Annotated in this window: 6 protein-coding genes; 2 read left to right on the top strand and 4 right to left on the bottom strand. The window is 73.9% G+C overall.

The annotated features are described in order from the left end of the window. Positions 1 to 33: 33 nt before the first annotated feature. Together RM788_RS45815 and RM788_RS45810 are read right to left on the bottom strand one after the other, a co-directional pair. Positions 34 to 186 carry a hypothetical protein gene (locus RM788_RS45815; RefSeq protein WP_315927074.1) on the bottom strand — a complete coding sequence of 51 codons (153 nt, stop codon included), beginning with the start codon at positions 184 to 186 and terminating at the stop codon, positions 34 to 36. Beyond that, positions 173 to 2,788 carry a helix-turn-helix transcriptional regulator gene (locus RM788_RS45810; RefSeq protein ID WP_315927073.1) on the bottom strand — a complete coding sequence of 872 codons (2,616 nt, stop codon included), beginning with the start codon at positions 2,786 to 2,788 and terminating at the stop codon, positions 173 to 175. Before RM788_RS45810 ends, RM788_RS45815 begins: the two co-directional genes overlap by 14 nt. 171 nt (positions 2,789 to 2,959) lie before the next feature. On the opposite strand from RM788_RS45810, the gene RM788_RS45805 reads away from it, so the two are divergent. After that, positions 2,960 to 3,754 carry a thioesterase II family protein gene (locus RM788_RS45805; protein WP_315927071.1) on the top strand — a complete coding sequence of 265 codons (795 nt, stop codon included), beginning with the start codon at positions 2,960 to 2,962 and terminating at the stop codon, positions 3,752 to 3,754. A 29-nt stretch (positions 3,755 to 3,783) separates the two neighbouring features. Then, entirely contained in the window at positions 3,784 to 4,122 is a 339-nt protein-coding gene (locus RM788_RS45800; RefSeq protein ID WP_315927069.1) for a hypothetical protein, read from the top strand. A 289-nt stretch (positions 4,123 to 4,411) separates the two neighbouring features. Here the strand turns inward: RM788_RS45800 and RM788_RS45795 are convergent, their stop codons facing one another. Together RM788_RS45795 and RM788_RS45790 are read right to left on the bottom strand one after the other, a co-directional pair. After that, positions 4,412 to 9,760 (bottom strand): SDR family NAD(P)-dependent oxidoreductase, encoded by a 5,349-nt coding sequence (locus tag RM788_RS45795; RefSeq protein ID WP_315927067.1) that lies wholly within the window; start codon positions 9,758 to 9,760, stop codon positions 4,412 to 4,414. After that, a complete protein-coding gene (locus RM788_RS45790; protein WP_315927065.1) occupies positions 9,757 to 25,620 on the bottom strand; it encodes an SDR family NAD(P)-dependent oxidoreductase in 15,864 nt (5,287 codons plus the stop codon). The genes RM788_RS45795 and RM788_RS45790 overlap by 4 nt, the downstream gene beginning before the upstream one ends. Between the last annotated feature and the right edge of the window lie 34 nt (positions 25,621 to 25,654).

The following is a 25,654-nucleotide window of genomic DNA, read 5'->3' as shown; positions in this document are numbered from 1 at the left end:
CCCGAGATCATCGACGCACGTCCCACCGGCGCGCTACCCCCGTGGCGGGCCGAGTTTGCGGTAGACCGCCTCCAGGTGCCGGGCGGCCTCGTCCGGCAGGAGGCCCAGCGCCGCCGCGATCGCCTCGACCCCCGTGGAGTGCGCGGCGAGTTCGGCGACCCGAAGCTCCAGTTCATTGAGCAGCACGGACAGATCTCCCTTCACTGCCTGCCTCGATGTCGGCGAACTCGCCCGCCAGCGCGGCGCGGCCCGCGACGCCGAGCTTGCGGTACACGCGAGTCAGGTGCTGTTCCACCGTGCTCACCGTGATGTACAGCGTTTCCGCGATCTGCCGGTTGGTGCAGCCGTCCACCGCCAGTTCGACCACCCTCAGCTCCGCGTAGCTCAGCACGGACGACGAAGCAGGTTCCGGGCGCGCGACGGGCTGGGCGACGACCGACCGGGAGACCTGCCGCACCTGGCGCAGCACCTGCGCAGGCCGCACCGGGCTCGGGGCGCGTTCCACGCGCTGGCCCAGCTGGTTGATCGCCTGCGCCGTCTTCGCCAGCTCCAGTCGGTCGCCGGACGACTTGAAGGCGTCCGCCGACCGGTTCAGCAGGCTCAGCCGATCCGCCGGGTCGCCCGCGAGCGCCAGCACCCGCAGAGCGGACCCGCGCGAGTAGGCGTCGGCCGGGCTCGCGCAGGCGAGCTGCTGGTTGGCCAGTTCGACGGCGAGCGGCGCGTTGCCCAGCCCGAGGTTCGCCTCAGCGAGGTCGGTCCGCCACGGCGCGATGGTCGGCAGGTCCAGGTCCCGCTCGCGCAGGATCCGCCTGCACTGCTGGAGATCGCTCACGGCCGCGAGCCCGCGGTTGGTCGCCAGGTGGAAGTGGCCGCGCGCCCGCAGGTACCGGACGCCCCCCAGGGTCGTCAACGCCGCTTCCGGCAGCGGGTGCCGCAGCACCGCCGCCGCTTCCTTGAACGCCCCGGCCGCGGTGTGCGCGGACACCAGCGTGGCGAGCGGGTAGCAGATCGCGACGCCCCAGTTCGGCGCGTCCAGCAGGTTCAGCGTCCGGCTCGCGAGGATCACGGCGCCCACGACGTCGCCCCGGCGCAGCAGCAGGCTCGCGCCGATCGCGTCGAGCATCGCCTTCCACGTGATCGCGCCCCGGTACTCGGCCTCCTCGCTGAGCGAGGCGCGCCAGCCCTCCGCGCGATCGGCCTTGTCGTCGTAGGCCAGTGCGAGGATCGCCGTGGCAAGCGCTTCCAGGGAGGTGTCCGAGAGCCTGCAGTTCTGCAGGATCCTTTCCGCGCACGCCGAAGTGGTCTTGGTGGCGCCCGTGCGCCACACCGCGGCCAACGAGTTCGCCGTGCGCAGCCAAGGATCGCCCGTCTGGACCGTCGCCGCCGAGACGCCGTGGTGCCAGTAGCCAGCGAGGGTGAGTTCCGCCGCGGTGTGCGGGTCGAGCGGTTCGACGTCGTGTTCGAGCGCGGTGAACGCGCGCTCGAAGGTGTCCCGGTCACCGAGCCACAACGACTGCCGCGCCAGCCCGATCCGGTCGGACTGGTCCAGCGATCCCGCTTCGCGCAACGACTTCAGGTGCGGCGCGGCGGCGGCCGGGTTGACCCGCCAGGTGATCTTGGCGAGCAGTTGGGAGATCGTCTGCTGCTCCCACCGCGCCGTCGAGATCGAGGCGGCGAGCTTCAGGCACCGGGTGGCGAAGTCGATGTCGTCGTCGAGCATCACCTGCTCCGCCGCGGCGACCAGCACCGGCAGCGCCCACGCGGCCTCCGCCTCGCCCGCCGCGACCAGGTGCCGGGCGACGTCGACGGGCGGCAACCCGTGCGCGTGCTTCACCTCGGCGGCCCGCGCGTGCAGCCGGACCTTCTCGGGCCCGCGCAGCCCGCCCACCACCGCGGCCGCCGTCGACGGCCGGAACCGGACGCCCGCGACCAGTCCCGTGTCGGCGAGCAGCCCGGCGGACGCCTCGGCGTCCAGCAGGTCTACACCGGCGACGATGGCCAGCGCGTCGGTGGTGACGTCGCTGTCCAGCACCGCGATGGCGGTCGCCACCTCGCGCAGCGGCGAGCCGTAGCAGTGCAGCAGCCGCTGCACCGCCTCGGAGTACGCCGAGTTCGCGTCCACACTGCCGCGGTGGGCGTCTATCAACGCGTTGACCAGCAAGGGGTTTCCGGCGCTCAGCTCGTGGATCCGCTCGGGCAGCCCGTCCCCCTCCGCGCGCACCAGCTCCGCGATCGCCTTGACCGACAACGGGGTCAGCTCCACGTGCCGGTGCGGCTGCGAGGTGAACGGCAGCCCCGCGTAGGAATCGTCGGCGTGGTTCAGGATCAGCAGGAGCGCCGCGGAAGACGCGCGCCGCTGCAGGCGCAGCAGCAGCCGCGCCGAGGTCTCGTCCACGTGGTGGAGGTCGTCGACGGCCACCAGCACCGCGCGTTCGCGGGCCAGCCGGTGCACCGCGCTGCACAGCCCGGCGATCCGCTCGTCGACGTCGTCGACGAGCAGCGCCTCGGACAGCGCGGGCGACAGCAGGGGGTTCGCCAGCAGCTGGTCGATCACCCCGCCGTCCACGTTCCGCTCGTCGGCGGCACCGGTGGCCGTGAGCGTCAGGATGCCCAACTCCTTGGCACGCATCACGACCTGGTGCTGCAGGTGCGTCTTCCCGCTGGCCGGTCCCCCGCCGACCAGTACCGCCTCCCCCATCCCGGCATCGCATTCGATCAGCAGGCCCTCCAGAAAAGCCAAGGCCCCCTGAGGGTTGTCCCGGCGGTTCTGCCCCCAGATCACGCCCATCGCGAACTCCTCGAAGCAGGTGGTTGTCTTCCTGCGCTGCCGACAGTTGCAGCAAGTCCCTAAGCGGGGCCAACCGCAACCTAAAGTCACCCGTCCAAGTGAATTCGCCACACCCCACTAGGGGTTGCCGCAGCGGGGAAAGCCCCGAAGACTCCGTGAACTGTGACTGCCGTGAACGAAAGATCGAGCCGGTGGATCCGGCACTTCCACACGACCCGCGACGCCGCCGTGCGACTGGTGTGCCTGCCGCACGCCGGCGGGTCGGCGACCGCCTACTTCCCGTTCTCGCGCGCGGCCTCGGACACCGGACTGGACGCCGACGTCGTCGCCGTCCAGTACCCCGGCCGCCAGGACCGGCGCGGCGAACGCTGCCTCGACGACGTCGACGCCATGGCCGACGCGATCGTCGACGACCTCGGCCCGTGGTTCGACCGGCCGGTGGCGCTGTTCGGCCACAGCATGGGCGCCACGCTGGGCTACGAGGTGGCCCGCAGGCTCGAAGCGCGGGGCACGCGACCGCTGGGCCTGTTCGCCTCCGCCTGCCGGGCGCCGTCCGCGCAGCGGATCGAGTACGTCCACCGGCGCGACGACGACGGCCTGATCGCCGCCATCAGGGAGCTCAGCGGCACCGACAGCGCCGTGCTGGGCGACGACGAACTGCTGCGCATGGTGCTGCCCGCGATCCGCGGCGACTACACCGCCGTCGAGACCTACCGGCACCGCCCTGGGCGCGAGCTGGAGTGCCCGATCCACGTGCTGGTGGGCGACGCCGACCCCGTCACCGACCTCGCCGAGGCGGACGCCTGGCGCTCGCACACCGACGGCGGCTGCGTCGTGGAGGTGTTCCCCGGTGGCCACTTCTACCTCAACTCCCAGCTCGACGGCGTGTTGACCAGCGTCGCCGCCCGCCTGCACGAGTGGGGCGTCGGCGCAACCCCCGAATCCGGACGCGTCGGGGGTGGGTAAACCCCAGTCCGCGTTCAGGTGCCGTCCCCATGGCCCGGAGGGTCCCGGTGCGGGAAACTGAGCACATCAAGGAAAGCAACTCGCTCCCGGAGGTAGTCATGATGGCCATCCAGACCGTTCCCGGTGTCACGCAGCGGATGCTCCCCAACGGGCATCTCCGGTTGAGCTGCCGCGCCACGAACCGCCAGGTCGAGTGCGAGCCCGCCGCCGCGGCCATGTGGATCGCGCTCAAGCAGCACAACGGCGACATCGACCACGCCAGCGCCGTCCTGTCCGCGCTGTGGGAGACCGACCTCGAGGACACCCGCTACGACATGCTCATGCTGGCGGGCTCGCTGTGCTCGCTGGGGCTGCTCACCGAGGTCTGATCAGCGGAGGCGTCGAACGGCTTGGGAATTCCGCGCCCAGGCCGTGGTCCGCACACCCCGCTCGCGTCGAGCGCCCCGCCGTGCGGCGATCCGCGAGCCCCCACCGGCCACTCATCCCCAGGACCACCGACGACGAACGCACCCGGACCGCGCGCGGTCCGGGTGCGTTCGTCGTGCCCGTTCCAGGTCCACCCGCCCGCGGCGATCGGACGAAACGAAAAGGGACCGCTTCCGACGCCGTCGGCGGAAGCGGTCCCCGTCCCGGCCCTGGGGGAGGAAGCCGGGAAGCTCAGCCCTGCGACTCCAGTTCCGCGTCCAGCAGGGCGAACAGCTCGTCCGCGCCCGCGTCCTCGACTTCCCGGTCGGCCGGGGAGAACGAGGCCACCAGTGCCTTCAGCCTGTCGACGACCACCGACCGCGAAGCGTCGTCCAACGAGCGCAACTCGGCTTCCAGGCCGGTCAGCTGGACGTCCACCGCGGACGGCGGATCGGCCAGGTCGGCACCGAGGAACGCCGCCAACCCGGCCGCGGACGGGTGGTCGAAGATCAGCGTCGCGGGCAACCGCCGCCCGGTCAGCGACTCCAGCCGGTTCCGCAGCTCGATCGCCGTCAGCGAGTCCAAGCCGAGCTCGATGAAGCCCTTCCGCGGGTCGATCGCGTCACGCCGCTCGTGCCCGAGCACCACCGCCGCCGCGCCGCACACCATGTCGAGCAGGGCGCGGTCGCGTTCCGCGGCGGACAGGGCGACGATCCGCGACCACGAGTCGTCGACGGCCTCGGCGCGACGCCGGGTGGTACCGCGCACCAGGCCCCGCAGCATCGCCGGGACGCCGTGCGCGTCGGTCCGCAGTCCGGACATGTCCAGCCGCACCGGCACCAGCGACGGCTGCGCGGTGCCGAACGTGGCGTCGAACAGCTCCAGCCCGTCGGCGAAGGACAGGCCGAACACCCCGGAACGCGCCATCCGGATCAGGTCGGTGTCGGCGAGTTCGCCCGACATCCCGCCGTCGGACCACAGGCCCCACGCCAGCGACACCGCGTGCTGCCCGAGCGACGCCCGGTGGTGCGCCAGCGCGTCGAGGAAGACGTTCGCCGCCGAGTAGTTCGCCTGCCCCGCCGCGCCGAGGGTGCCTCCCGCGGAGGAGTACAGGACGAACGCGGCGAGGTCCAGCGACGCCGTCAGCGAGTGCAGGTTCCACGCCGCGTCCACCTTCGGCCGCAGCACCGCGTCCATCCGCTCCGGTGTCAGCGCGAGCAGCACGCCGTCGTCGACGACGCCCGCCGTGTGCACGACGGCCGTCAGCGGGTGCTCGGCCGGGATTCCGGCCAGCAGCGCGGCCGCCGCGTCCCGGTCCGCCAGATCGCAGGCCTCCAGCGAGACGGTGGCGCCCAGCGAGGTAAGGGATTCCACGAGTTCGGCGGCCCCGGGGGCCGCGATGCCGCGACGGCTCGTGAGCAGCAGGTGCCGGACGCCGTGGTCGGTCACCAGGTGCCGCGCGATCAGCTGTCCCAGCACTCCGGTGCCGCCGGTGACCAGCACGGTTCCGGCGGGGTCCAGGTCCGCCGAACCCGGAACGGGCACGAACTTCGCCAGCCGGTGCACCAGCACCGCGCCGTCCCGCACGGCGACACCCGGCTCGTCGGCGTACATCGCCCCGAGCACCGCGTCCAGCGGCAGTCCGCCGCCGTCGGCGCCCGCGACGTCGACGACCATGAACCGGTCCGGGTACTCCAGTTGCGCCGTCCGGATCACGCCCCACAGCGCGGCGTGCGTCAGGTCGTCGACGCCCTCCTCGGGCCGCGTCGCGATGGCCCCGGAGGCGACGACGACCAACCGCGACGAGGTCAATGCCTCCTCCGCCACCCAGTCCTGCGCCAGTGCCAGCAACCGGTGGGTCGCCTCCCGCGCGGCTTGCGGCGACGCCGTCGACGGCGCGGTGAACGGTGCGAACACCACATCCGGGACCACGCCCGCGGAAACCAGCGCCGGGAGGTCCGGGTAGGAGTCGCCCGGCAACCCGAAGGCGGCCGGACCGAGCACCGCGGACGAGACGCCGGGCACGGCGTCGCCGGTCCACGGCAGCCATTCGACGCGGAAGAGCGAGTCGTCCACCGCCGACCGCGTGGAGCCGAACGCGTCGTCCGCGATCGGCCTCAGCGAAAGCGATTCCACGCTGAGCACCGGCACACCGGCGGTGTCCGTCGCGCTCAGCGAAACGGTGTTCGCGACGTCCGAGGAGATCAGCACCCGCAGGTTCGACGCCCCGGCGGCGTGCAGCGACACCCCCGACCACGCGAACGGCAGCACCGGCTCGTCCGCGGTCGGCCCGGCGAGGCCGATCGTGTGCAGGGCGGCGTCGAGCAGCGCCGGGTGCAGGCCGAACGCCGAGGCGTTCGCGTGCTCGGGCAGCGCCACTTCGGCGGCCAGCCGGTCGCCCACCTGCCACACGCGGCGCAGCCCGGTGAACACCGGCCCGTAGTCGAAGCCCTGCGCGGCGAGCTGGTCGTAGCGGGAGGCCACGACGATCTCGACCGCTCCCTCGGGCGGCCACTCGGACGCGGCCACCGGCGCGGCCGACGCGACCGGCGCGGCGGACAGCCAGCCGCTGCCGTGCCGCACCCAGTCCGACGCGTCCTCGGCCTGCGCGTCCTCGTCCTGCGAGTAGATCGCCAGGGAGCGCTGTCCACCGTTCTCGGGTCCGACGACGACCTGCAGTCGCACGGAGCCCTGATCGGGCAGGATCAGCGGTGCGGCCAGGGTCAGCTCGTCGAGCCGTCCGCAGCCGGTCTCGTCGCCCGCGCGGATCGCCAACTCGACGAACGCCGTGCCGGGGAACAGCGCCGAGCCCTGGACGACGTGGTCCGCGAGCCACGGCTGCGTCCGCAGCGAAAGCCGCCCGGTCAGCACCACCCCGCCGGAGTCGGCCGCGACGACGACGGCGCCCAGCAGCGGGTGCTCCAGGTCGCGCTGCCCCACCTCGGCGACCCCGCGGACGCGGGTACCCGTGGGGTTCTCCAGCCAGTAGCGCTTGCGCTGGAACGGGTAGGTCGGCAACTCGACCGGCCCGCCACCGGCCTGGAACGCCTTGTGGTCCACTGTGGACCCGGTGACGAACAGCGAGGCCACCGCGAAGGCCGCCGACTCGCCCTCGGGCCGGTCCTTGCGCAGCACCGGGATGAACGTCGCCCGGTCCTCCGCGCCGAGGCAGCCCTGGCCCATCGCGGTCAGCACCGCGCTCGGCCCGACCTCGACGAACGTCGTGACCCCCGAGTCGAGCAGGGTCCGGATCCCGTCGGCGAACCGGACGGACTCGGCCACCTGCCCCACCCAGTACTCCGGCGTGGCCGGGTCCGCGTCCGCCGACACCGTCGACACGATCGGGATCGTCGGCGCGGAGTAGGTCAGATTCCTCGCCACAGCGGCGAAGTCCGCCAGCATCGGCGCCATCAGCGCCGAGTGGAACGCGTGCGAGACCCGCAGCCGGGACGTCTTCCCGAACTTCGAGGCCACGGCGAGCACCGCGTCCGCGGTGCCGGACAGCACCACGGACGCCGGGCCGTTGACGGCCGCGATCGACACGCCGTCGGTCAGCAACGGCACGACCTCTTCCTCGGTCGCCGCCACGGCGACCATCGCACCGCCGGGCGGCAGCGCCTGCATCAGCCTTGCCCGCGCGGCCACCAGCGTGCAGGCGTCCTGGAGCGAGAGCACCCCGGCGACGTGCGCGGCGGCCAGCTCACCGATCGAGTGGCCCAGCACGTGGTCGGGCCGCACGCCCCAGGTCTCCAACAGCCGGAACACCGCTACCTCGACGGCGAACAACGCCGGTTGCGCGCCCCCGGTCCGGTCCAGCCCGTCGGCGTCGGCGAGCAGTGAGCGCAGCGGCACGTCCAGGTGCCGGTCGAGTTCGGCGGCCACCTCGTCGAGCGCCGAAGCGAACGCGGGGAACGCCGCGGCGAGTTCCAGCCCCATCCCCGGCCGTTGCGAACCCTGGCCGGTGAACAGGAACGCCGTCCGTCCGGGCGCCGCGACACCGTCGACCACACCCGGCGCGTCCCGGCCCGCGGCGTAGGCGCCGAGCGCCCGCACCGCGCCTTCGCGGTCGGCCGCCACGACACCCGCGCGGTGCTCGGCGAGCGTCCTGGTCGTCGCGAGCGAGAACCCGATGTCCACAGCGGACTGGTCGACCACGAACGAGGCGAGACCGGCGGCCTGCGCTCGCAACGCCTCCGGGCTGTGGGCCGACAGGAGCCAGGTGACCGGGCCGGAGTCCGGCGCGGACTCGCGAACCGGGTCGCCCTGCTCGACGATCACGTGCGCGTTGGTCCCGCTGATGCCGAACGACGACACCCCGGCCCGCCGCGGCCTCCCGGTCTCGGGCCACGGCCGTTCCCCGCTGAGCAGGGACACCGTGTCCGGCCATTCGACGTGGGGCGACGGCGACTCGGCGTGCAGCGTCCGGGGCAGGACACCGCGGCGCAGCGCCTCCACCACCTTGATCACCCCGCCGACCCCGGCCGCGGCCTGGGTGTGGCCGACGTTCGACTTGAACGAGCCGATGTGCAGCGGCCGGTCCGGCGTGGCGACCTTGCCGTAGGTGGCGATGAGCGCCTGCGCCTCGATCGGGTCGCCCAGCTTCGTGCCGGTGCCGTGCGCCTCGACCAGGTCCACATCGGACAGCGAGAGCCCCGCGTCGTCGAGCGCCGCGCGGATGACCCGCTGCTGCGCGGGACCGTTCGGCACCGTGATGCCGCTGGAGGCGCCGTCGGAGTTCACCGCGCTGCCGCGCAGCACCGCCAGGACGTGGTGCCCGTTGCGCCGGGCGTCCGAAAGCCGTTCCAGCAGCACCATCCCGGCGCCCTCGGAACAGCCGACACCGTCGGCGTCGCCGCCGAACGCCTTGCAGCGCCCGTCGGAGGAGAGTCCGTGCTGCTCGCTGAAGTACACGAACATGTCCGGCGTCACCATCACGGTCACCCCGCCGGCGAGCGCCAGCGAGCACTCGCCGCGCCGCAGCGACTGGGCCGCCCAGTGCAGGGCGACCAGCGACGACGAGCAGGCGGTGTCGATCGACACCGACGGGCCTTCGAGCCCGAGGGTGTAGGAGACCCGGCCGGAGACCAGGCTGCCGTCGCTGCTGCCGGTGCCGTAGTCGTGGTACATGACCCCCGCGAACACGCCGGTCTTGCTGCCCCGCAACGTCGAGGGCACGATCCCGGCGCGTTCCACGGCCTCCCAGGCCGTCTCCAGCAGCACGCGCTGCTGCGGGTCGAGCGTGACCGCCTCGCGGGGCGAGATCCCGAAGAACTCCGGTTCGAAGTCGGGGGCCCCGTGGAGGAAGCCGCCCTCGTTCGAGTAGGTCGTGCCGGGGCGGCCCGCCGGGTCGAAGATCGCCCCGGTGTCCCAGCCGCGGTCCTCGGGGAACTCCCCGATCGCGTCCACCCCGCCCGCCACCAGCTCCCACAACTGCTCGGGACTGCTGACGCCACCGGGGTAGCGGCAGCCCATGCCGATGATCGCGATCGGCTCGTTCATCGCCGCGGTGAGCTTGTGGTTGTCCGCCTTGAGCCGCTCGTTGTCCATCATGGACTGACGCAGCGCGGCGACGATCTGGTCGGTGGACGGCGCCTGGTTCACTGGGATTCACCTCGTTCGTCGGTCTGGGTGCCGGTCATCGCGGATCGGACCAGGTCGGCCAGGTCCATCGCGGCGATGGCCGCGACCTCGTCGGTTCCGTTGGCCTCGGCCACTTCCCCGGTGGGCTCGCCGACGTCGGGCAGCAGCTCGGCGAGCAGGTGCCGGGCCAGCGGGAGCGGGCTCGGGTAGTCGAAGATCAGCGTCGCGGGCAGGCGCAGCCCGCTCACGGCACCGAGCTTGTTGCGCAGTTCGAGCGCGGCCAGCGAGTCGATGCCCAGGTCGGTGAAGCCCTTCTCGACGCCGACCGCCGAAGCGTCGTCGTAGCCGAGGACGGCCGCCGCGTGCCCGCACACCAGCGCCACCAACGTGGACTCGCGTTCGTCCGCGGACATCCCGAGCAGCCGGTCGGCGAGCCCCGCCTCCGGTGCGGCCACCGGCCCGCCCGTCGCGGCGACCCGACGTGGCGCGGCCGTGACCAGGCCCCGCAGGAGCGGTGCGACGCGGTCGGCGTCGCGCAGCCCGGCCAGTTTCACCGGCACCAGAACGGGTTCCCCGACCGCGAGCGCCGCGTCGAAGAGCGCGAGCCCGTCGGCCACCGGCAGTTCCGAGACGCCGGACCGGGCGATGTGGGCCTGGTCGACCTCGCCACCGGTGCCCTTCCACGGGCCCCAGGCCAGCGAGACCGCCGGAAGCCCGTTCGCCACGCGGTGTTCCGCCAGCGCGTCGAGGAACACGTTGCCCGCGGCGTAGTTCGCCTGCCCGGCGGCGAGCAGCATGCCGCCCGCCGAGGAGTACAGGACGAACGCGGCCAGGTCGCGATCCGCGGTCAGCTCGTGCAGGTGCCAGGCCGCGTCCACCTTGGGGCGCAGGACGTTCTCGACCTGCGCCGGCGTGAGCGCGCTCAGCACGGCGCTGTCCATCTGCCCGGCGGCGTGCACCACGGCGGTGAGATCGCCGATCGAACCGATCAGCCCGGCCAGGTCGTCCCGGTCGGTCACGTCGCAGGTCGCGACGGTCACCGCGGCTCCCCGTTCGGCCAGCTCGTCGGCCAGTTCCTTCGCTCCCGGCGCGTCCAAGCCCTTGCGGCTGGTCAACACCAGGTTGCGCGCGCCCCGTGCCACGAGGTGCCGGGCCAGCAAGCCACCGAGCAGACCGGCGCCGCCGGTGATCAGCACCGTGCCGTCCGGGTCCCACTCGACCGGGTCGCCCGCGGAGGTCACCTTCGCCAGCCGCGGCACGCGGACCTCGCCGTCGCGGACGATCGCCTCCGGCTCACCGGACGCCACCAGCGCGGGCAGCGCCCGCACCGACTCGGCCGAGTCGTCGATGTCGACCACCTGCACCCGGCCGGGGTTCTCGGCCTGCGCTGCCCTCACCAGGCCCCAGACCGGGGCCTGTGCGAGGTCCGGCCCCTCCGGGGTGGACACCGCGTTGCGGGTGACCACCAGGAGCTTGCCGTCGGAGAACCGTTCCAGCCAGTTCTGCATCAGCACCAGCGTTCCCTGCACCGTCGCGTGCACCCGTGCGGGCACGTCGCCCTCGCCCGAGCTGATCGGCAGAACGAGGACGTCGGCGGCCGTGAGTTCCGCCGAGACCGGGACGCCGAGGCCGAGGTCGTCGGAGCCGAGCACCGCCCAGTTCGCGAGGTCCTTGACGAGTCGGACGCCGGTCGCGGGCTGCCAGTCGACCCGGTAGAGCGAGTCGGGCACCTTCGCGCCCAGTTGGCCCTCGGAGACCGGCCGCGTGACCAGCGACTCGATCCAGGCGACCGGGGCACCCGTGGCGTCCGCCAGCGCGAGCGACGAACCGCCGCCGCTCCCGCGGACCCGCACCCGCAGCGTCGTCGCGCCGGAGGCGTGCAGCGAGACCTGGTTCCAGGCGAACGGGATCGTGGTCTCCTCGAGCGCCTTCGGACCGCCGGGGACCAGAAAGTCCGTGGCGCCCAGCGCCGAGTCGAGGAGGCCGGGGTGGAGCCCGAACCCGCTCGTCGCGGTGCCCTCGGGCAGCGCCACCTCGGCGAACACCTCGCCGTCGCGCAGCCACACCGCGCGCAGGTTCCGGAACGTCGGGCCGTAGCCGAAGCCGAGCCCGGACAGGTCGTCGTACAGCCCGCCGAGGTCGACGGCTTCGGCGCCCGCGGGCGGCCAGACCGAGAGGTCGAACTCCTCGGGCCGAGCCCCGGTGGCCAGTGTTCCGGCCGCGTGCCGGGTCCAGCCGTCGTCGGTGCGGGAGTGCACCGACAGCTCACGGCGACCACTCGCGTCGGGAACGCCGACGACCACGCGGATGTCGACGCCGCCCTCCTCCGGCAACAGCAGCGGGGCCTGCTGGGTGAGCTCCTCGAGCACGTCGCAGCCGACCTGGTCGCCCGCGTGCAGGGCCAGTTCGACGTACGCGGTGCCCGGCAGCATGGTCCGGCCCATCACCACGTGGTCGGCCAGCCAGGTCTGCCGGTCCACCGCGAGCCGCCCGGTGAGCACCGCGCCGCCGTCGGGCAGGTCCACCAGCGCGCCCAGCAGCGGGTGCGCGGCGGACTTGGCGCCGAGCGAGCCGACGTCGCCCGCGGGCTTCGTGGCGTCGAGCCAGTAGTCCTTGTTCTGGAAGGCGTAGGTCGGCAGGTCCACCCTGGCCGCTCCACGACCGGCGAACAGGGCGCGCCAGTCGGGCTTCGCGCCCCGCGAGTACAGCGTGGCCACCGCGGTGAACAGGGTCGGCACCTCGTCCCGGCCCCGGCGCATCGCGGGAACGCCCACGACGCGGTCGGGGCGGTCGGCGGCCGAGGTGTCGCACTCGCGGACCATGCCGGTCAGCACCGCGTCCGGGCCCAGCTCGACGAACCGGGTCACCCCGGCCGAGAGCAGTGTGCCGACGCCGTCGGCGAAGCGGACGGCCTCCCGGACGTGGTCCACCCAGTACCGCGGCGAGCACAGCTGCTCGGCCGTGGCGATCCGGCCGGTCACGTTGGAGACGACCGGGATGCCCGGAGCCCGGTACACCAGCTTCTCCGCCACCGCGGCGAACTCGGCCAGCATCGGCTCCACCAGCGCGGAGTGGAAGGCGTGCGAGACGACCAGCTGCTTCGTCCGCCTGCCCTTCCCTTCGAAGACCGCCACCGCCGCCAGCACGGCGGCCTCAGGACCGGAGATGACCACCGAGCGCGGGCCGTTGACCGCGGCGACGTCCACGTCGGGCGGCAGCACCGCGCGCACCTCGTCCTCGGTGGCCGCGATGGCGGCCATCGCCCCTCCCGCGGGGAGTGCCTGCATGAGGCGGCCGCGGGCGGCGACCAGCGCGCAGGCGTCGGCCAGCGAGAACACCCCGGCGACGTGCGCCGCGGCCAGCTCGCCGATCGAGTGCCCGGCGACGTAGTCCGGCGTGGTGCCCCACGACTCCACCAGGCGGTAGAGCGCGACCTCGATCGCGAACAGGGCGCACTGCGTGTAGGCGGTCCGGTTCAGCAGCTCGCCGTCCGCGGAGCCCTTCTCCGCCCAGATGACCTGCTTGAGCGGGACTTCGGTGTCGAACAGCCCGCAGGCCTCGTCGAAGGCGCCCGCGAAGACCGGGAAGGCCTCGTAGAGCGCGCGGCCCATGCCCGGCTGCTGGGCGCCCTGCCCGGTGAACAGGAACGCGGTCAGGTCGGCCGCGCTGGTCGTGCCGGTCACCGTGCCCGCCGGGGTTCCGCCGGTGGCGAGGCCGTCGAGAGCCTTCAGCGCGGCGTCGCGGCCGGTCGCCAGGACCACCGAGCGGTGGTCGAGCGCGGCCCGGCCGGTGGCCAGCGAGTAGCCGACGTCGACGAGGTCGAGCTCCGGGTTCGCCCGCAGCTGCTCCGCCAGCCTGCCCGCCTGGTCGGCGAGCGCCGCGGCCGTCGTCCCGGCGATCGCCAGCGGGATCACCGGCAACGGCGGAGCGGTCCGGCGTGCCGGTTCCGCAGTGGACGGTGGGGCCTCCTCGATGATGATGTGCGCGTTGGTGCCGCTGATGCCGAAGGACGAGACACCCGCACGGCGCGGACGGCCGTTCGGCAGCCACGGCCGGGCCTCGGTCAGCAGCTCGATGTCGCCCGTGGTCCAGTCGACGACCGGGGACGGCGCGTCGACGTGCAGCGTCTTCGGCAGCATGTTGTGCCGCAGCGCCTGCACGATCTTGATGACGCCCGCCGCACCGCCGGACGCCTGCGCGTGACCGATGTTGGACTTCACCGAGCCCAGGTACAGCGGCCGCTCGCGGTCCTGGCCGTAGGTGGCCAGCAGCGCCTGCGCCTCGATCGGGTCACCCAGCTTCGTGCCCGAGCCGTGCGCCTCGACGGCGTCCACGTCGGACGGCTTGAGCCCGCCCGCCGCGAGTGCCGCGTGGATCACGCGCTCCTGCGACGGCCCGTTCGGCGCGGTGAGCCCGTTCGACGCGCCGTCCTGGTTGACGGCGCTGGAGCGGACCACCGCGAGCACCTCGTGCCCGTTGCGCTGCGCGTCGGACAGGCGCTCCAGCAGGAGCAGGCCCGCGCCCTCCGCCCAGCCGACGCCGTCGGACGCGGCGGAGAAGGACTTCGACCGGCCGCTGGGCGAGAGCACGCCCTGGCGGCTGGAGTCGACGAACAGGTCCGGCTGCGAGAGCAGCGTGACACCGCCCGCGAGCGCCAGCCCGCACTCCCCCGCCCGCAGCGCCTGCACCGCGAGGTGCAGCGTCACCAGCGAGGACGAGCACGCGGTGTCGACCGTCATGCTCGGGCCCTCCAACCCCAGCAGGTAGGAGATGCGGCCGGAGACGACCGCGCCCGAGCTGCCGTTGGGGAGGTAGGCGGCGACGTCGGCGGGCGCGCCGGGGACGCGGCTGCCGTAGTCGTCGTACATCGCGCCGGTGAAGACGCCGGTCATGCTGCCGCGCAGCGCGGTCGGGTCGATGCCCGCCCGCTCGATGGCCTCCCACGCGGCCTCCAGCAGGAGCCGCTGCTGCGGGTCCATGGCCAGCGCCTCGCGCGGGCCGATGCCGAAGAACGCCGGGTCGAACTCGATGCCGTCGTGCAGGAAGCCGCCTTCGCGGGCGTAGGTCTTGCCCCGCTTGCCGCGCTCCGGGTCGTAGATGCCCTCGACGTCCCAGCCGCGGTTGGCCGGGAACTCCGACACCGCGTCGACCTCGTCGACCAGCAGCCGCCACAGGTCCTCCGGCGACCGGACGCCACCGGGGTAGCGGCAGGCCATGCCGACGATGGCGATCGGCTCCTGCATCGAGGCGCCGGTCCGGGTCGTGGTGGCGGGGACCTTCGCGACGGCGCCGAGCAACTTGCCCTTGACGAAGTCGGCCACCGCCTTGGCCGTCGGGTGGTCGAAGATCAGCGTCGCGGGCAGCGTCAGCCCGGTCGCGGCGCCGAGCAGGTTGCGCAGCTCGACCGCGGCCAGCGAGTCGAAGCCGAGTTCCTTGAACGCGCGGGTGCCGTCCACCTCGGACTTGTCGGCGTAGCCGAGCACGATGGCCACCTGGGTGCGGACGATGTCCAGCAGCACGCGGTCGCGCTCGTTGTCGGCCGCTCCGGCCAGTTCCGCGGCCAGTGCGTTGTCGACCGCCTTCGCGGCCTTGGCGACCCGGCGCGCCTTCGCCGGGACGAACCCGCGCAACAGCGCCGGGAGCTCGTCGGTACGGGCCCGCAGCGCCGCGACGTCCACCCGCAGCGGGGCGATCACGGCCTCCTCGGCGGTCACCGCGGCGTCGAACAGGGCCAGCCCCTGTTCGACGGAGACCGCGGGCAGACCGAGCCGGGCCATCCGGGCCAGGTCGGCTTCGACCAGGTCCCCGCCGAGTCCGGTGTTCTCCGCCCACAGGCCCCAGGCCAGCGCCGTCGCCGCGAGGCCCGCGGCCCTGCGGTGCTCGGCGAGGCCGTCGAGGAAGGCGTTGGCGGCGGCGTAGTTCGCCTGACCGGCGGTCAGGACCTGGCCGCCCGCCGAGGAGAACATCACGAACGCCGCCAGGTCGGTGGTCAGCTCGTGCAGGTGCCAGGCGGCGTCCACCTTGGCCCGCAGCACCTTGTCGACCTGCTCGGCGGTCAGGGAGGCGAAGACCCCGCTGTCCGCCGTGCCCGCCGCGTGGACCACCGCGGTCAGGTTCCGGATCGTGCCGACCAGCTCGGCCACCGCGGCGCGGTCGGCGACGTCGCACGCGGCGACGGTCACGTTCGCGCCCAGGTCGGCCAGGTCTTCGGCCAGCTGACGCGCGTCCGGCGCGTCGAGCCCGCGGCGGCTGGTCAGCACCAGGTCCGTCACGCCGTGCTCGGCGACCAGGTAGCGGGCCAGCAGGCTACCGAGCCCGCCGGTGCCGCCGGTGATCAGCACCGTGCCACCGGCGTGCCACGGCGAGGTGTCGCCGGACTCCGCCTTGACGTACCGGGGCACCAGGACCGCGCCCTCGCGGACCGCCGCTTCCGGCTCGCCGGAGGCGACGACGGCCGCCAGGGTCCCGGTCGTCGTGCCCGCGTCGGCGTCGATGAGGAACACCCGGCCGGGGTGCTCGGCCTGGGCACCGCGGGTCAGGCCCCACAGCAGGCCCTGGGTGACGTCCACGGTGGACTTCCCGGCGGGGGTGGCGTCCCGCGTCACGACCGCCAGCTTCGTGGTCGCGAACCGGGGCTCGGCCAGCCACGCCTGGATCTCGGCGAGCAGCCAGGAGGTGTTCGCCCTGGCCGCGGTCGGGACGTCACCCGCGGCGCCGGGCACGGTCAGCGCGACCAGCCCCGGCACCGGCTCGCCGCGGTCCATCGCGCCGACGAGGTCGGCGAACCCGGCGTAGGGGGCGACCCCGCCGCCCGAATCGAGGCCGACCGCGACCACGTCGTCGTCGGCCCGCGGCACGGAGACCGGCTGCCACGCGATCTTCAGCAGGGAGCCGTCCACCTCGGCGGGCGACGCGGAGAGTTCGCGGCGCACCGGACGCGAGACCAGCGAGTCGATGGTCGCGACCGGACGTCCTTCGCCGTCGGCGACCTCGATCGCCGACACCTCGTCACCGTTCAGCCGCTCGATGCGCACCCGCAGCACCGAGGCGCCGACGGCGTGCAGCGCCACACCGTTCCAGACGAACGGCAGCAGGGTCGCGCCGTCCGGGTCGCCGAGGAGGTCGGCGTGCATCGCGATGTCGAGCAACGCCGGGTGCAGCCCGTACGAGCCCGCCGTCGACGCCGCCGGTTCGGGCAGCGCGACCTCGGCGAACACCTCGTTGCCCCGCCGCCAGGCGGCCTTGAGCCCCTGGAAGCTGGGGCCGTAGCCGTAACCGCGGTCGTTGAGCAGCTCGTAGGCGCCCTCGACCACGATGGGGATCGCGCCGGACGGCGGCCACTCCACGAGCCCGGTGGGCTCGCGGCGCGGCGCCGCCGACAGCGTGCCGAGGGCGTGCCGGGTCCACTCGCCGTCGACCGCGCCCCCGATGGGCCGGGAGAACACGGTGACCGGGCGCTGGTAGCCGTCGGCCGGGCCGACCACCACCTGCAACGCGACCGCGCCGTCCGGCGGGAGGATGAGCGGAGCCTCGATCGTCAGCTCCTCCACCGTCGGGTGACCCACCTGGTCGCCCGCGGTGATGGCGAGTTCGACGAACCCGGTGCCGGGCACCAGGATCGCGCCCTTCACGACGTGGTCGGCCAGCCACGGCACCGATCCGGCGGAAAGCCTGCCGGTGAGCACCGTGGTGTCCGAACCGGACAGCGACACGACCGCGCCCAGCATCGGGTGGGGAAGGGGCTGCTGCCCGACCGCCGTCACGTCGCCGGACGGCGTCGCGTCGAGCCAGAAGCGCTTGTGCTGGAAGGCGTAGGTCGGCAGGTCGAGCCGGATCGGGCCGTCGCCGAGCAGGCGGCCCAGCTTCGCCGCGCCGACGACGTGGAGTCGACCGACCGCGGCCAGCGCCGTGCGGACCTCGTCCCGGTCACGGCGGCCGAACGGCACGAAAGCGGCGTCGGGTTCCAGCACGCTCTGCGGGCCGAGCGCCGTCAGCACGCTGTCCGGCCCCAGCTCGAGGAACGTCCGCACCCCGGACGACGCCAGTGCCGTCAGCGCGTCGCCGAAGCGCACCGCCTCGCGGACGTGGGTCACCCAGTACTCCGGCGAGCACAGCTCCTCGTCGGTCGCCACCCGGCCGGTGACGGTGGAGACGATCGGGATCCGCGGCGCGGAGTAGGTCAGGCCCGCGGCGACTTCGCGGAAGTCGTCGAGCATCGGGGTCATCAGCGGCGAGTGGAACGCGTGGCTCACCCGCAGCCGTCGCGTCCGCACGCCACCGGCCACCGCTTCGCGCTCGACGCGCGCGACGACCTCGGCGACACCCGAGACGACGACGGAGGCGGGTCCGTTGACGGCGGCGACGCTCGCCTCGTCCTCGTGCCCGCGCAGCAGTTCCCGCGCGGCCTCCTCGGTGGTGGCGAGCGAGACCATCGCGCCCGGCGGGTCGCTCAGCGAGCCCATCAGCCTGCCGCGCGCCGCCACGAGGGCGGCGGCGTCGTCGAGCGACAGCACCCCGGCGACGTGCGCGGCGGCCAGTTCGCCGATCGAGTGGCCCGCCAGCGCGTCGGGGACGATCCCCCACGACTCGGCGAGGCGGAAGAGCGCCACCTCCACGGCGAACAGCCCGGTCTGGGTGTAGCGCGTCTGGTCGAGCAGGCCGCGGTCGGCCAGCGCGGTCGTGCCGAACACGACGTCGCGCAGCGGCACGTCCAGGTGCGGGTCGATCGCGGCGCAGGCGGCGTCGAAGGCCGTCGCGAACGCGGGGAAGGCCCCGTGCAGCGCCTGTCCCATGCCGACCCGCTGCGCGCCCTGGCCGGAGAACAGGAACGCCAGCTTGCCCTCGCCCGCGCTGCCCGTGACGACGTCGGCGCCGGTCTCGCCGGTGGCCAGCGCGTCCAGGCCGTCGGCCAGTTCGGCGACGGTCCCGGCGACGACGACCGCGCGGTGCTCCAGCGCCGACCTGGTCGAGACCAGGGAGCGCGCCAGCTCGGTGACGGTGACGTCCTCGTGGTCGGCGACGTACGCCCGGAGCCGGGCGGCCTGGGCGCGCACCGCGGCCGGGGTGCGGCCGGAGAGCGCCACCGGGACGACAGCGCCCCGGTTCGGCTCGTCGGGCCGCTCGACCTCGGCGTCGACCGGGGCCTGCTCGATGATCACGTGGGCGTTGGTGCCGCTGATGCCGAATGACGAGATCGCGGCCCGGCGCGGACGGCCGTTCTCCGACCAGTCGCGCGACTCGGTGAGCAGCCGCACCGCGCCGGTCTCCCAGTCGACGACGGTGGACGGCTGGTCGACGTGCAGGGTCCGCGGCAGCTGCTCGTTCCGCAGCGCCATGACCATCTTGATGATGCCCGCGACACCCGCGGCCGCCTGGGTGTGGCCGATGTTGGACTTGATCGAGCCCAGCCACAGCGGCTGGTCCCCGGCGCGGTCCTGGCCGTAGGTGGCGAGCAGGGCCTGCGCCTCGATCGGGTCGCCCAGCCGGGTGCCGGTGCCGTGGCCCTCCACGGCGTCGACCTCGGAGGCCGTGAGACCCGCGTCGGCCAGCGCCTTCGCGATCACCCGCTGCTGGGAGGGGCCGTTCGGGGCGGTGAGGCCGTTCGACGCGCCGTCGTGGTTGACCGCGGAACCGCGCAGCAGCGCGAGCACCGGGTGGCCGTTGCGGCGGGCGTCCGAGAGCCGCTCGACGAGCAGCATTCCCGCGCCCTCGCCCCAGCCCGTGCCGTCGGCCGCGTCGGCGAACGAGCGGCAGCGGCCGTCGGCGGAGAGCCCGCGCTGGCGGCTGAAGTCGACGAAGGTGTCCGAGGTGGACATCACCGTGACGCCACCGGCCAGCGCGAGCGTGCACTCGCCCCGGCGCAGCGCCTGCACCGCCCAGTGCAGGGCGACCAGCGACGAGGAGCACGCCGTGTCGATGGTGACCGTCGGGCCCTCCAGGCCGAGCGCGTAGGACACGCGGCCGGAGACGACGCTGGCGAGGCTGCCGTTGCCGAGGTAGCCCGCGATGTCGTCGGGAACCGTGCCGAGGCGGGTGCCCCAGTCGTGGTACATGACCCCGGCGAACACGCCGGTCGCGCTGCCGCGCAAGGAGACCGGGTCGATCCCGGCCCGCTCGAACGCCTCCCAGGACACCTCCAGCAGCAGCCGCTGCTGGGGGTCCATCGCCGTCGCTTCCCGCGGGCTGATCTCGAAGAACTCGGCGTCGAACTCGGCGGCGTCGTGCAGGAACGCGCCGTGCTTGACGTAGCTGTGGCCGGGCTTGCCGGGCTCGGGGTCGTAGAGCGCGTCGACGTTCCAGCCGCGATCGGTCGGGAACGGCGTGAGCGCCTCCCCACCCTCCGCGACGAGCCGCCACAGGTCTTCCGGCGTCTGCACCCCACCGGGGTAGCGGCAGGCGATGCCGACGATCGCGATCGGCTCCTCCGGGTCGATCACGCTCACCGGCGCGATCGGCTTGGCCGGTGCCAGGCCCGCGAGGCGCGTGACGATGTGCTCGGCCAGCGCTCGCGGGGTCGGGTGGTCGAACACCAGCGTGGCGGGCAGCCGCATGCCGGTGACGGAGTCGAGCACGTTGCGCAGCTCCACCGCGGCCAGCGAGTCGAAGCCGATCTCGCCGAACGGGCGGGACGGGCTGATCGCGCCCGCGCTGTCGTGGCCGAGCACGGCCGCGACGTGGGTCCGCACCAGGTCGAGCACCGCGCGGTCGCGGTCGGCCTCGGACAGCGGGGCGAACCGCTCGGCGAACTGCCGCTCCGGCGTGAGCTCCCCGGAGATCGCGGTGGCGACGCGCCTGCGGCTCGCCGGGGCCAGTCCGCGCAGCAGCGCCGGGATGTCCTCCCGTGCCCTCAGCGCGACGCGGTCGACGCGGGTCGGCACGATGGCGGGCTCACCGGTGGCGAGCGCGGCGTCCATCGCGGCGAGGCTCTCGGCGACGGTCAGCGGGACCAGGCCCAGCCGGGCGATCCGGTTGAGGTCCGCTTTGGAGAGGGTGGCGCCCATGCCGAGCGCTTCGCCGTCGTCCGGCGACCACAGGCCCCAGGCCAGCGACGTCGCGGGCAGACCGAGGTCATGGCGGTGCTCGGCCAGCGCGTCGAGGAAGGTGTTGCCCGCCGCGTAGTTCGCTTGGCCCACACCGTCGACCAGGCCCGCCGCGGAGGCGAACAGGACGAACGCCGCCAGGTCGGCGTCAGCGGTCAGCTCGTGCAGCGCCCAGGCCGCGTCGAGCTTCGGCGCGAGGACGTCGTCGAGCCGGGCCTCGGTGAGCGACCCGATCAGCGCGTCGTCGAGCACACCCGCGGTGTGGACGACGGCGGACAGCGGGTGCTCGGCCGGGATCTTCCTCAGCGCGGCGGCGAGCGATCGCTTCTTCGTGACGTCGCAGGACAGGACGCGCACGGTCGCGCCGAGGTCGGTCAGCTCCGCGACCAGGTAGGCCGCGCCCGGCGTGTCCATCCCGCGGCGGCTGAGCAGCAGGAGGTGCCGGACGCCGTGGGTCGTGACCAGGTGGCGCGCGACCTTCGCGCCGAGACCGCCGGTGCCGCCGGTGATCAGCACGGTGCCGTCCGGGCGCCACGCCGGCCCGTCGGCGTCGGCGAGCAGGCGGACGAGCCGCGCCGCCCGCACCCGGTCGCCGTCGATCCGGAGTTCCGGCTCGTCGGACGCGAGCGCGGTGGCCAGTGAAGTCGTCGAGGACTCACCCTCGACGAGCACGATCCGGCCGGGGTGCTCGGCCTGCGCCGAGCGCACCAGTCCGCGCACCGCGGAGTCCGCGAGCGCGCCGCGGGTCTGCACCACGAGCCTGGCCGACGCGTACCGCTCGTCACGGAGCCACTCCTGGAGGAGGGAGAGGACGCGGTGCGCCGTCCGCTTGGAAGCGGCGGGGATCCGGGAGCGGTCCAGGCGGTGGGCACCGCCCGGAACCCGCACGACGACCACCTCCGGAACCTCGTCCAGCTCGGTGAGCGAGTCGACCTCGGCCACCGAGTACCGCGCGTCGGAGGCCGCCACCGGCGTCCACTCGACGGTGTGCAGCAGGTCCTGCGGCCGCGAGCCGAGGTCGGCGACGCGGACCGGGCGGGAGCGGAACGACTCCACCGACAGCACCGGCGTCCCCGCCGCGTCGGTGACCTCGATCGAGACGCCGCCGGTGGCGGGCGAGGTGATCCGCACCCGCACCTCGGTGGCCCCGGAGGCGTGCAGCCGCACCCCGGTCCACGCGAACGGCAGGCGGATCTCGTCGGCTTCCCGCGCCTCGCCCGGCGCGAAGTCGGTGGCGTGCAGCACGGCGTCGAGCAGCGCGGGGTGGATGCCGAACGCGAGGTCGCGCTCCGCGGCGGGCAGCGCGACCTCCGCGAACACGACGTCGTCGCGCTTCCACGCCGTGCGCAGGCCGCGGAACAGCGGCCCGTAGCCGTAACCCTGTGCCGCCAGCTCTTCGTACAGCTCGCTCGTGGCGACCACCTCGGCGCCGGACGGCGGCCACTCGGTGATCGGGGCGGGCTCCTCGGCCGGGGATTCGGCCAGCACGCCGACGGCGTGGCGGGTCCAGGTGACGTCCTGCTCGGAGCGCGAGTAGAACTCGATGGCGCGGCGGCCGTCCACGGTCGGGCCGACCACGGCCTGCACCGCGACCCCGCCGCTCTCCGGCACGGGCAGCGGCGCCTGAAGGGTCAGCTCGGCGACGACGTCGCAGCCCGACTGCTCGGCGGCGTGCAGGGCCATCTCGACGAACGCGGTGCCGGGCAGCAGAGCCGTGCCCGCGATGGTGTGGTCGGCGAGCCACGGGTGGGTCCGCAGGCCGATCCGGCCGGTCAGGACCAGGCCGTCGTGGTCGGCCATGCCGATCTCGGCGGCCAGCAGCGGGTGGCCGGAGGCGAGCTGGCCGAGGTCGGCCGCGTCGCCGTGGCCCGACTGCGCGATGAGCCAGAAGTGCTTGCGCTGGAACGCGTACGTGGGCAGGTCGACCACGCGTGACGGGCCGAAGAACGCGGTCCAGTCGACCCGGACGCCCCTGGTGTGCAGCCGTCCGAGCGCGACGGCGAGCGCCGGGACCTCCGGGTGGCCGCGGCGCTGGGCGGCGGTGAAGGCGATGTCCGCGGCGTGCGGACCGGTGGCGGCCATGGCCGAGAGGACGGCGTCCGGCCCGACCTCGATCGCGGTGGTGACCCCGGCCGCGGCGAGTGCCGCGACGCCGTCGGCGAACCGGACCGGTTGCCGCACGTGCCAGAGCCAGTAGCCGGGCGAGGACAGCTCCTCGGGAGTCGCGAGGCGGCCGGTGACGTTGGAGACGACCGGGATCGTCGGCGCCGAGAACTCGACGACCTCCAGCACCTCCCGGAAGTCGGCGAGCATCGGCTCCATCAGCTGCGAGTGGAACGCGTGGGACACCCGCAGCTCGCTCGTCTTGCGGTCCTGCATCCGGAACACCGAGACGACGGCCTCGACCGCGTCGCGCTCACCGGAGATCACCACCGAGGCCGGGCCGTTGACGGCGGCGAGGCTCACGGCGTCGTTGAGCAGCGGCAGTACTTCGCTCTCGGTCGCGGCGATGGCGACCATCGCACCGCCTTCGGGCAGCGCCTGCATCAGGCGGCCGCGCGCGGCGACGATCATGCAGGCGTCGGGCAGCGTCCAGACGCCCGCGATGTGCGCGGCGGCGAGCTCGCCGATCGAGTGGCCGAGCAGGACGTCCGGCTTGACGCCCCAGGACTCGAGCAGCCGCGCGAGCGCGACCTCGATCGCGAACAGCGCGCACTGCGCGTACTCGGTGCTGTTCAGCTCCTCGGCGTCGTCGCCGAAGATGACGTCGCGCAGCGGGCGCTCCATCTGCACGTCGAGGTGGTCGACGGCCTCGTCGAAGACCTCGGCGAACACGGGGTGGGCCAGGTAGAGCTCCCTGCCCATGGCGAGTCGCTGCGAGCCCTGGCCGGTGAACAGCATCGCGAGCTTGCCCGGCGTGCGGGTGCCGGTGACCACGGCGGCGTCGTGCTCCCCCGCCGCGAGCGCGCGCAGGCCGCGGAGGGCGGCATCGGTGCTGTCGGCGACGACCACGGCGCGGTGGTCGTGCGCGGCGCGCGTGCCCGCCAGCGAGAAGCCGACCTCGGTGAGGTCCCCGCTCTCCACTGTGGACAGCAGCTTGGTGGCCTGCGCGCGCAGCGCTTCTCCGCTGCGGGCCGAGACGACGAGCGGCACGACCGGGATCGGCTCGGTGGCGGTGTCGTCGTCCGCGACGGCGGGCGCCTGCTCGATGATGACGTGGGCGTTGGTGCCGCTGACGCCGAACGACGAGACAGCGGCCCGGCGCGGGCGTTCGACCGCGGGCCATTCGCGGGCCTCGGTCACCAGCTCGACGGCGCCCGCGGTCCAGTCGACGTTCGGTGTCGGCGCGTCGACGTGCAGGGTCTTCGGCACGTGGCCGCGGCGGATCGCCTCGACCATCTTGATCACGCCCGCCACCCCGGCCGCGGCCTGGGTGTGGCCGATGTTGGACTTGATCGAGCCGAGCAGCAGCGGCGTCCCGCGGTCCTGGCCGTAGGTGGCGAGCAGTGCCTGCGCCTCGATGGGGTCGCCCAGCCGGGTTCCGGTGCCGTGCGCCTCCACGACGTCCACATCGGACGGTCGGAGGCGGGCGTCGGCGAGCGCCCGGTGGATCACGCGCTGCTGCGACGGGCCGTTGGGGGCGGTGAGGCCGTTGGAGGCGCCGTCGGAGTTGATGGCCGTGCCGCGCACGACGGCGAGCACGGTGTGCCCGTTCGCGACGGCGTCGGAAAGCCGTTCCAGCACCAGGACACCGACTCCCTCGGCGAACCCGGTGCCGTCGGCGGCGGCGGCGAAGGCCTTGCAGCGGCCGTCCTGCGCGAGTCCGCGCTGGCGGCTGAACGCGGTGAAGGTGCCGGGGGAGCCCATCACGGCGACGCCTCCCGCGAGCGCGAGCGGGGTCTCGCCGCGGCGCAGGGCCTGGACCGCGAGGTGGAGCGCGACGAGCGAGCCGGAGCACGCGGTGTCGACGGTCAGCGTCGGGCCTTCGAGGCCGAGCGCGTAGGACACGCGGCCGGAGACGACGCTGGGGGCGTTGCCGGTGAGCAGGTAGCCGTCGAGGCCGTCCGGGGCCTCGTGCAGGCGCGGGCCGTACTCCTGGGCCTCGGCGCCGATGAACACGCCCGTCGGCGTGCCGCGCAACGTGGTCGGGTCGATCTTGGCGTGCTCCAGGGCCTCCCAGGCCGTCTCCAGCACCAGTCGCTGCTGCGGGTCCATCGCGGACGCCTCGCGCGGGGCGATGCCGAAGAAGTCGGCGTCGAACTCCCCTGCGTCGGGCAGGAAGCCGCCGGAGGTGACGTAGCTGCTGCCGGGGCGGTCCGGGTCCGGGTCGTAGAGGCCGTCGAGGTCCCAGCCGCGGTCGGTCGGGAAGCCGGTGATGGTGTGCACCTCCTCGGCCACGAGCCGCCACAGCTCCTCCGGCGAGGCGGCGCCGCCGGGGTAGCGGCAGCCGATGCCGACGATGGCCACCGGCTCGTCCACCGCGCCGGTCGCGACCGGTCCGCTGTGGACGGTCTCGGCGCCGAACACCGCGGTGTGCAGGAACTCCGCGACGGCGACCGGGGTCGGGTGGTCGAAGGCCAGGGTGACCGGCAGGTCGAGACCGGTGGCGTCGGTGAGCCGCGCGTGCAGCTCCACCGCCGCCAGGGAGTCGAACCCGAGGTCGGAGAACGCCTTCTCCGGGTCCAGCACCGCCTTGACGTCCGGTAGCGCCGCCCGCAGCGCGGCTCGCGTGGCGTCGTGGACGACGTCCGCCAGGAATGCCGCGCGGTCGGCGGATGGCAGTTCGGTCAGCCGTTCCGCGAACCCGGTCACCCGATTCGTTTCGGTCTCAAACTCACGCATTCCGCACTCCACCGCTGTAGCGAGCCAGCACTCA

The sequence above is a fragment of the Umezawaea sp. Da 62-37 genome, from assembly GCF_032460545.1.
GTDB lineage: Bacteria > Actinomycetota > Actinomycetes > Mycobacteriales > Pseudonocardiaceae > Umezawaea.
This window is presented reverse-complemented; position numbering and strand designations above follow the sequence as displayed.

Bases quoted from the DNA above. Each gene is read 5' to 3' on its own strand.
- RM788_RS45810 (WP_315927073.1), bottom strand. From the start codon at position 2,788: ATGGGCGTGATCTGGGGGCAGAACCGCCGGGACAACCCTCAGGGGGCC.
- RM788_RS45800 (WP_315927069.1), top strand. From the start codon at position 3,784: ATGGCCCGGAGGGTCCCGGTGCGGGAAACTGAGCACATCAAGGAAAGC.
- RM788_RS45790 (WP_315927065.1), bottom strand. From the start codon at position 25,620: ATGCGTGAGTTTGAGACCGAAACGAATCGGGTGACCGGGTTCGCGGAA.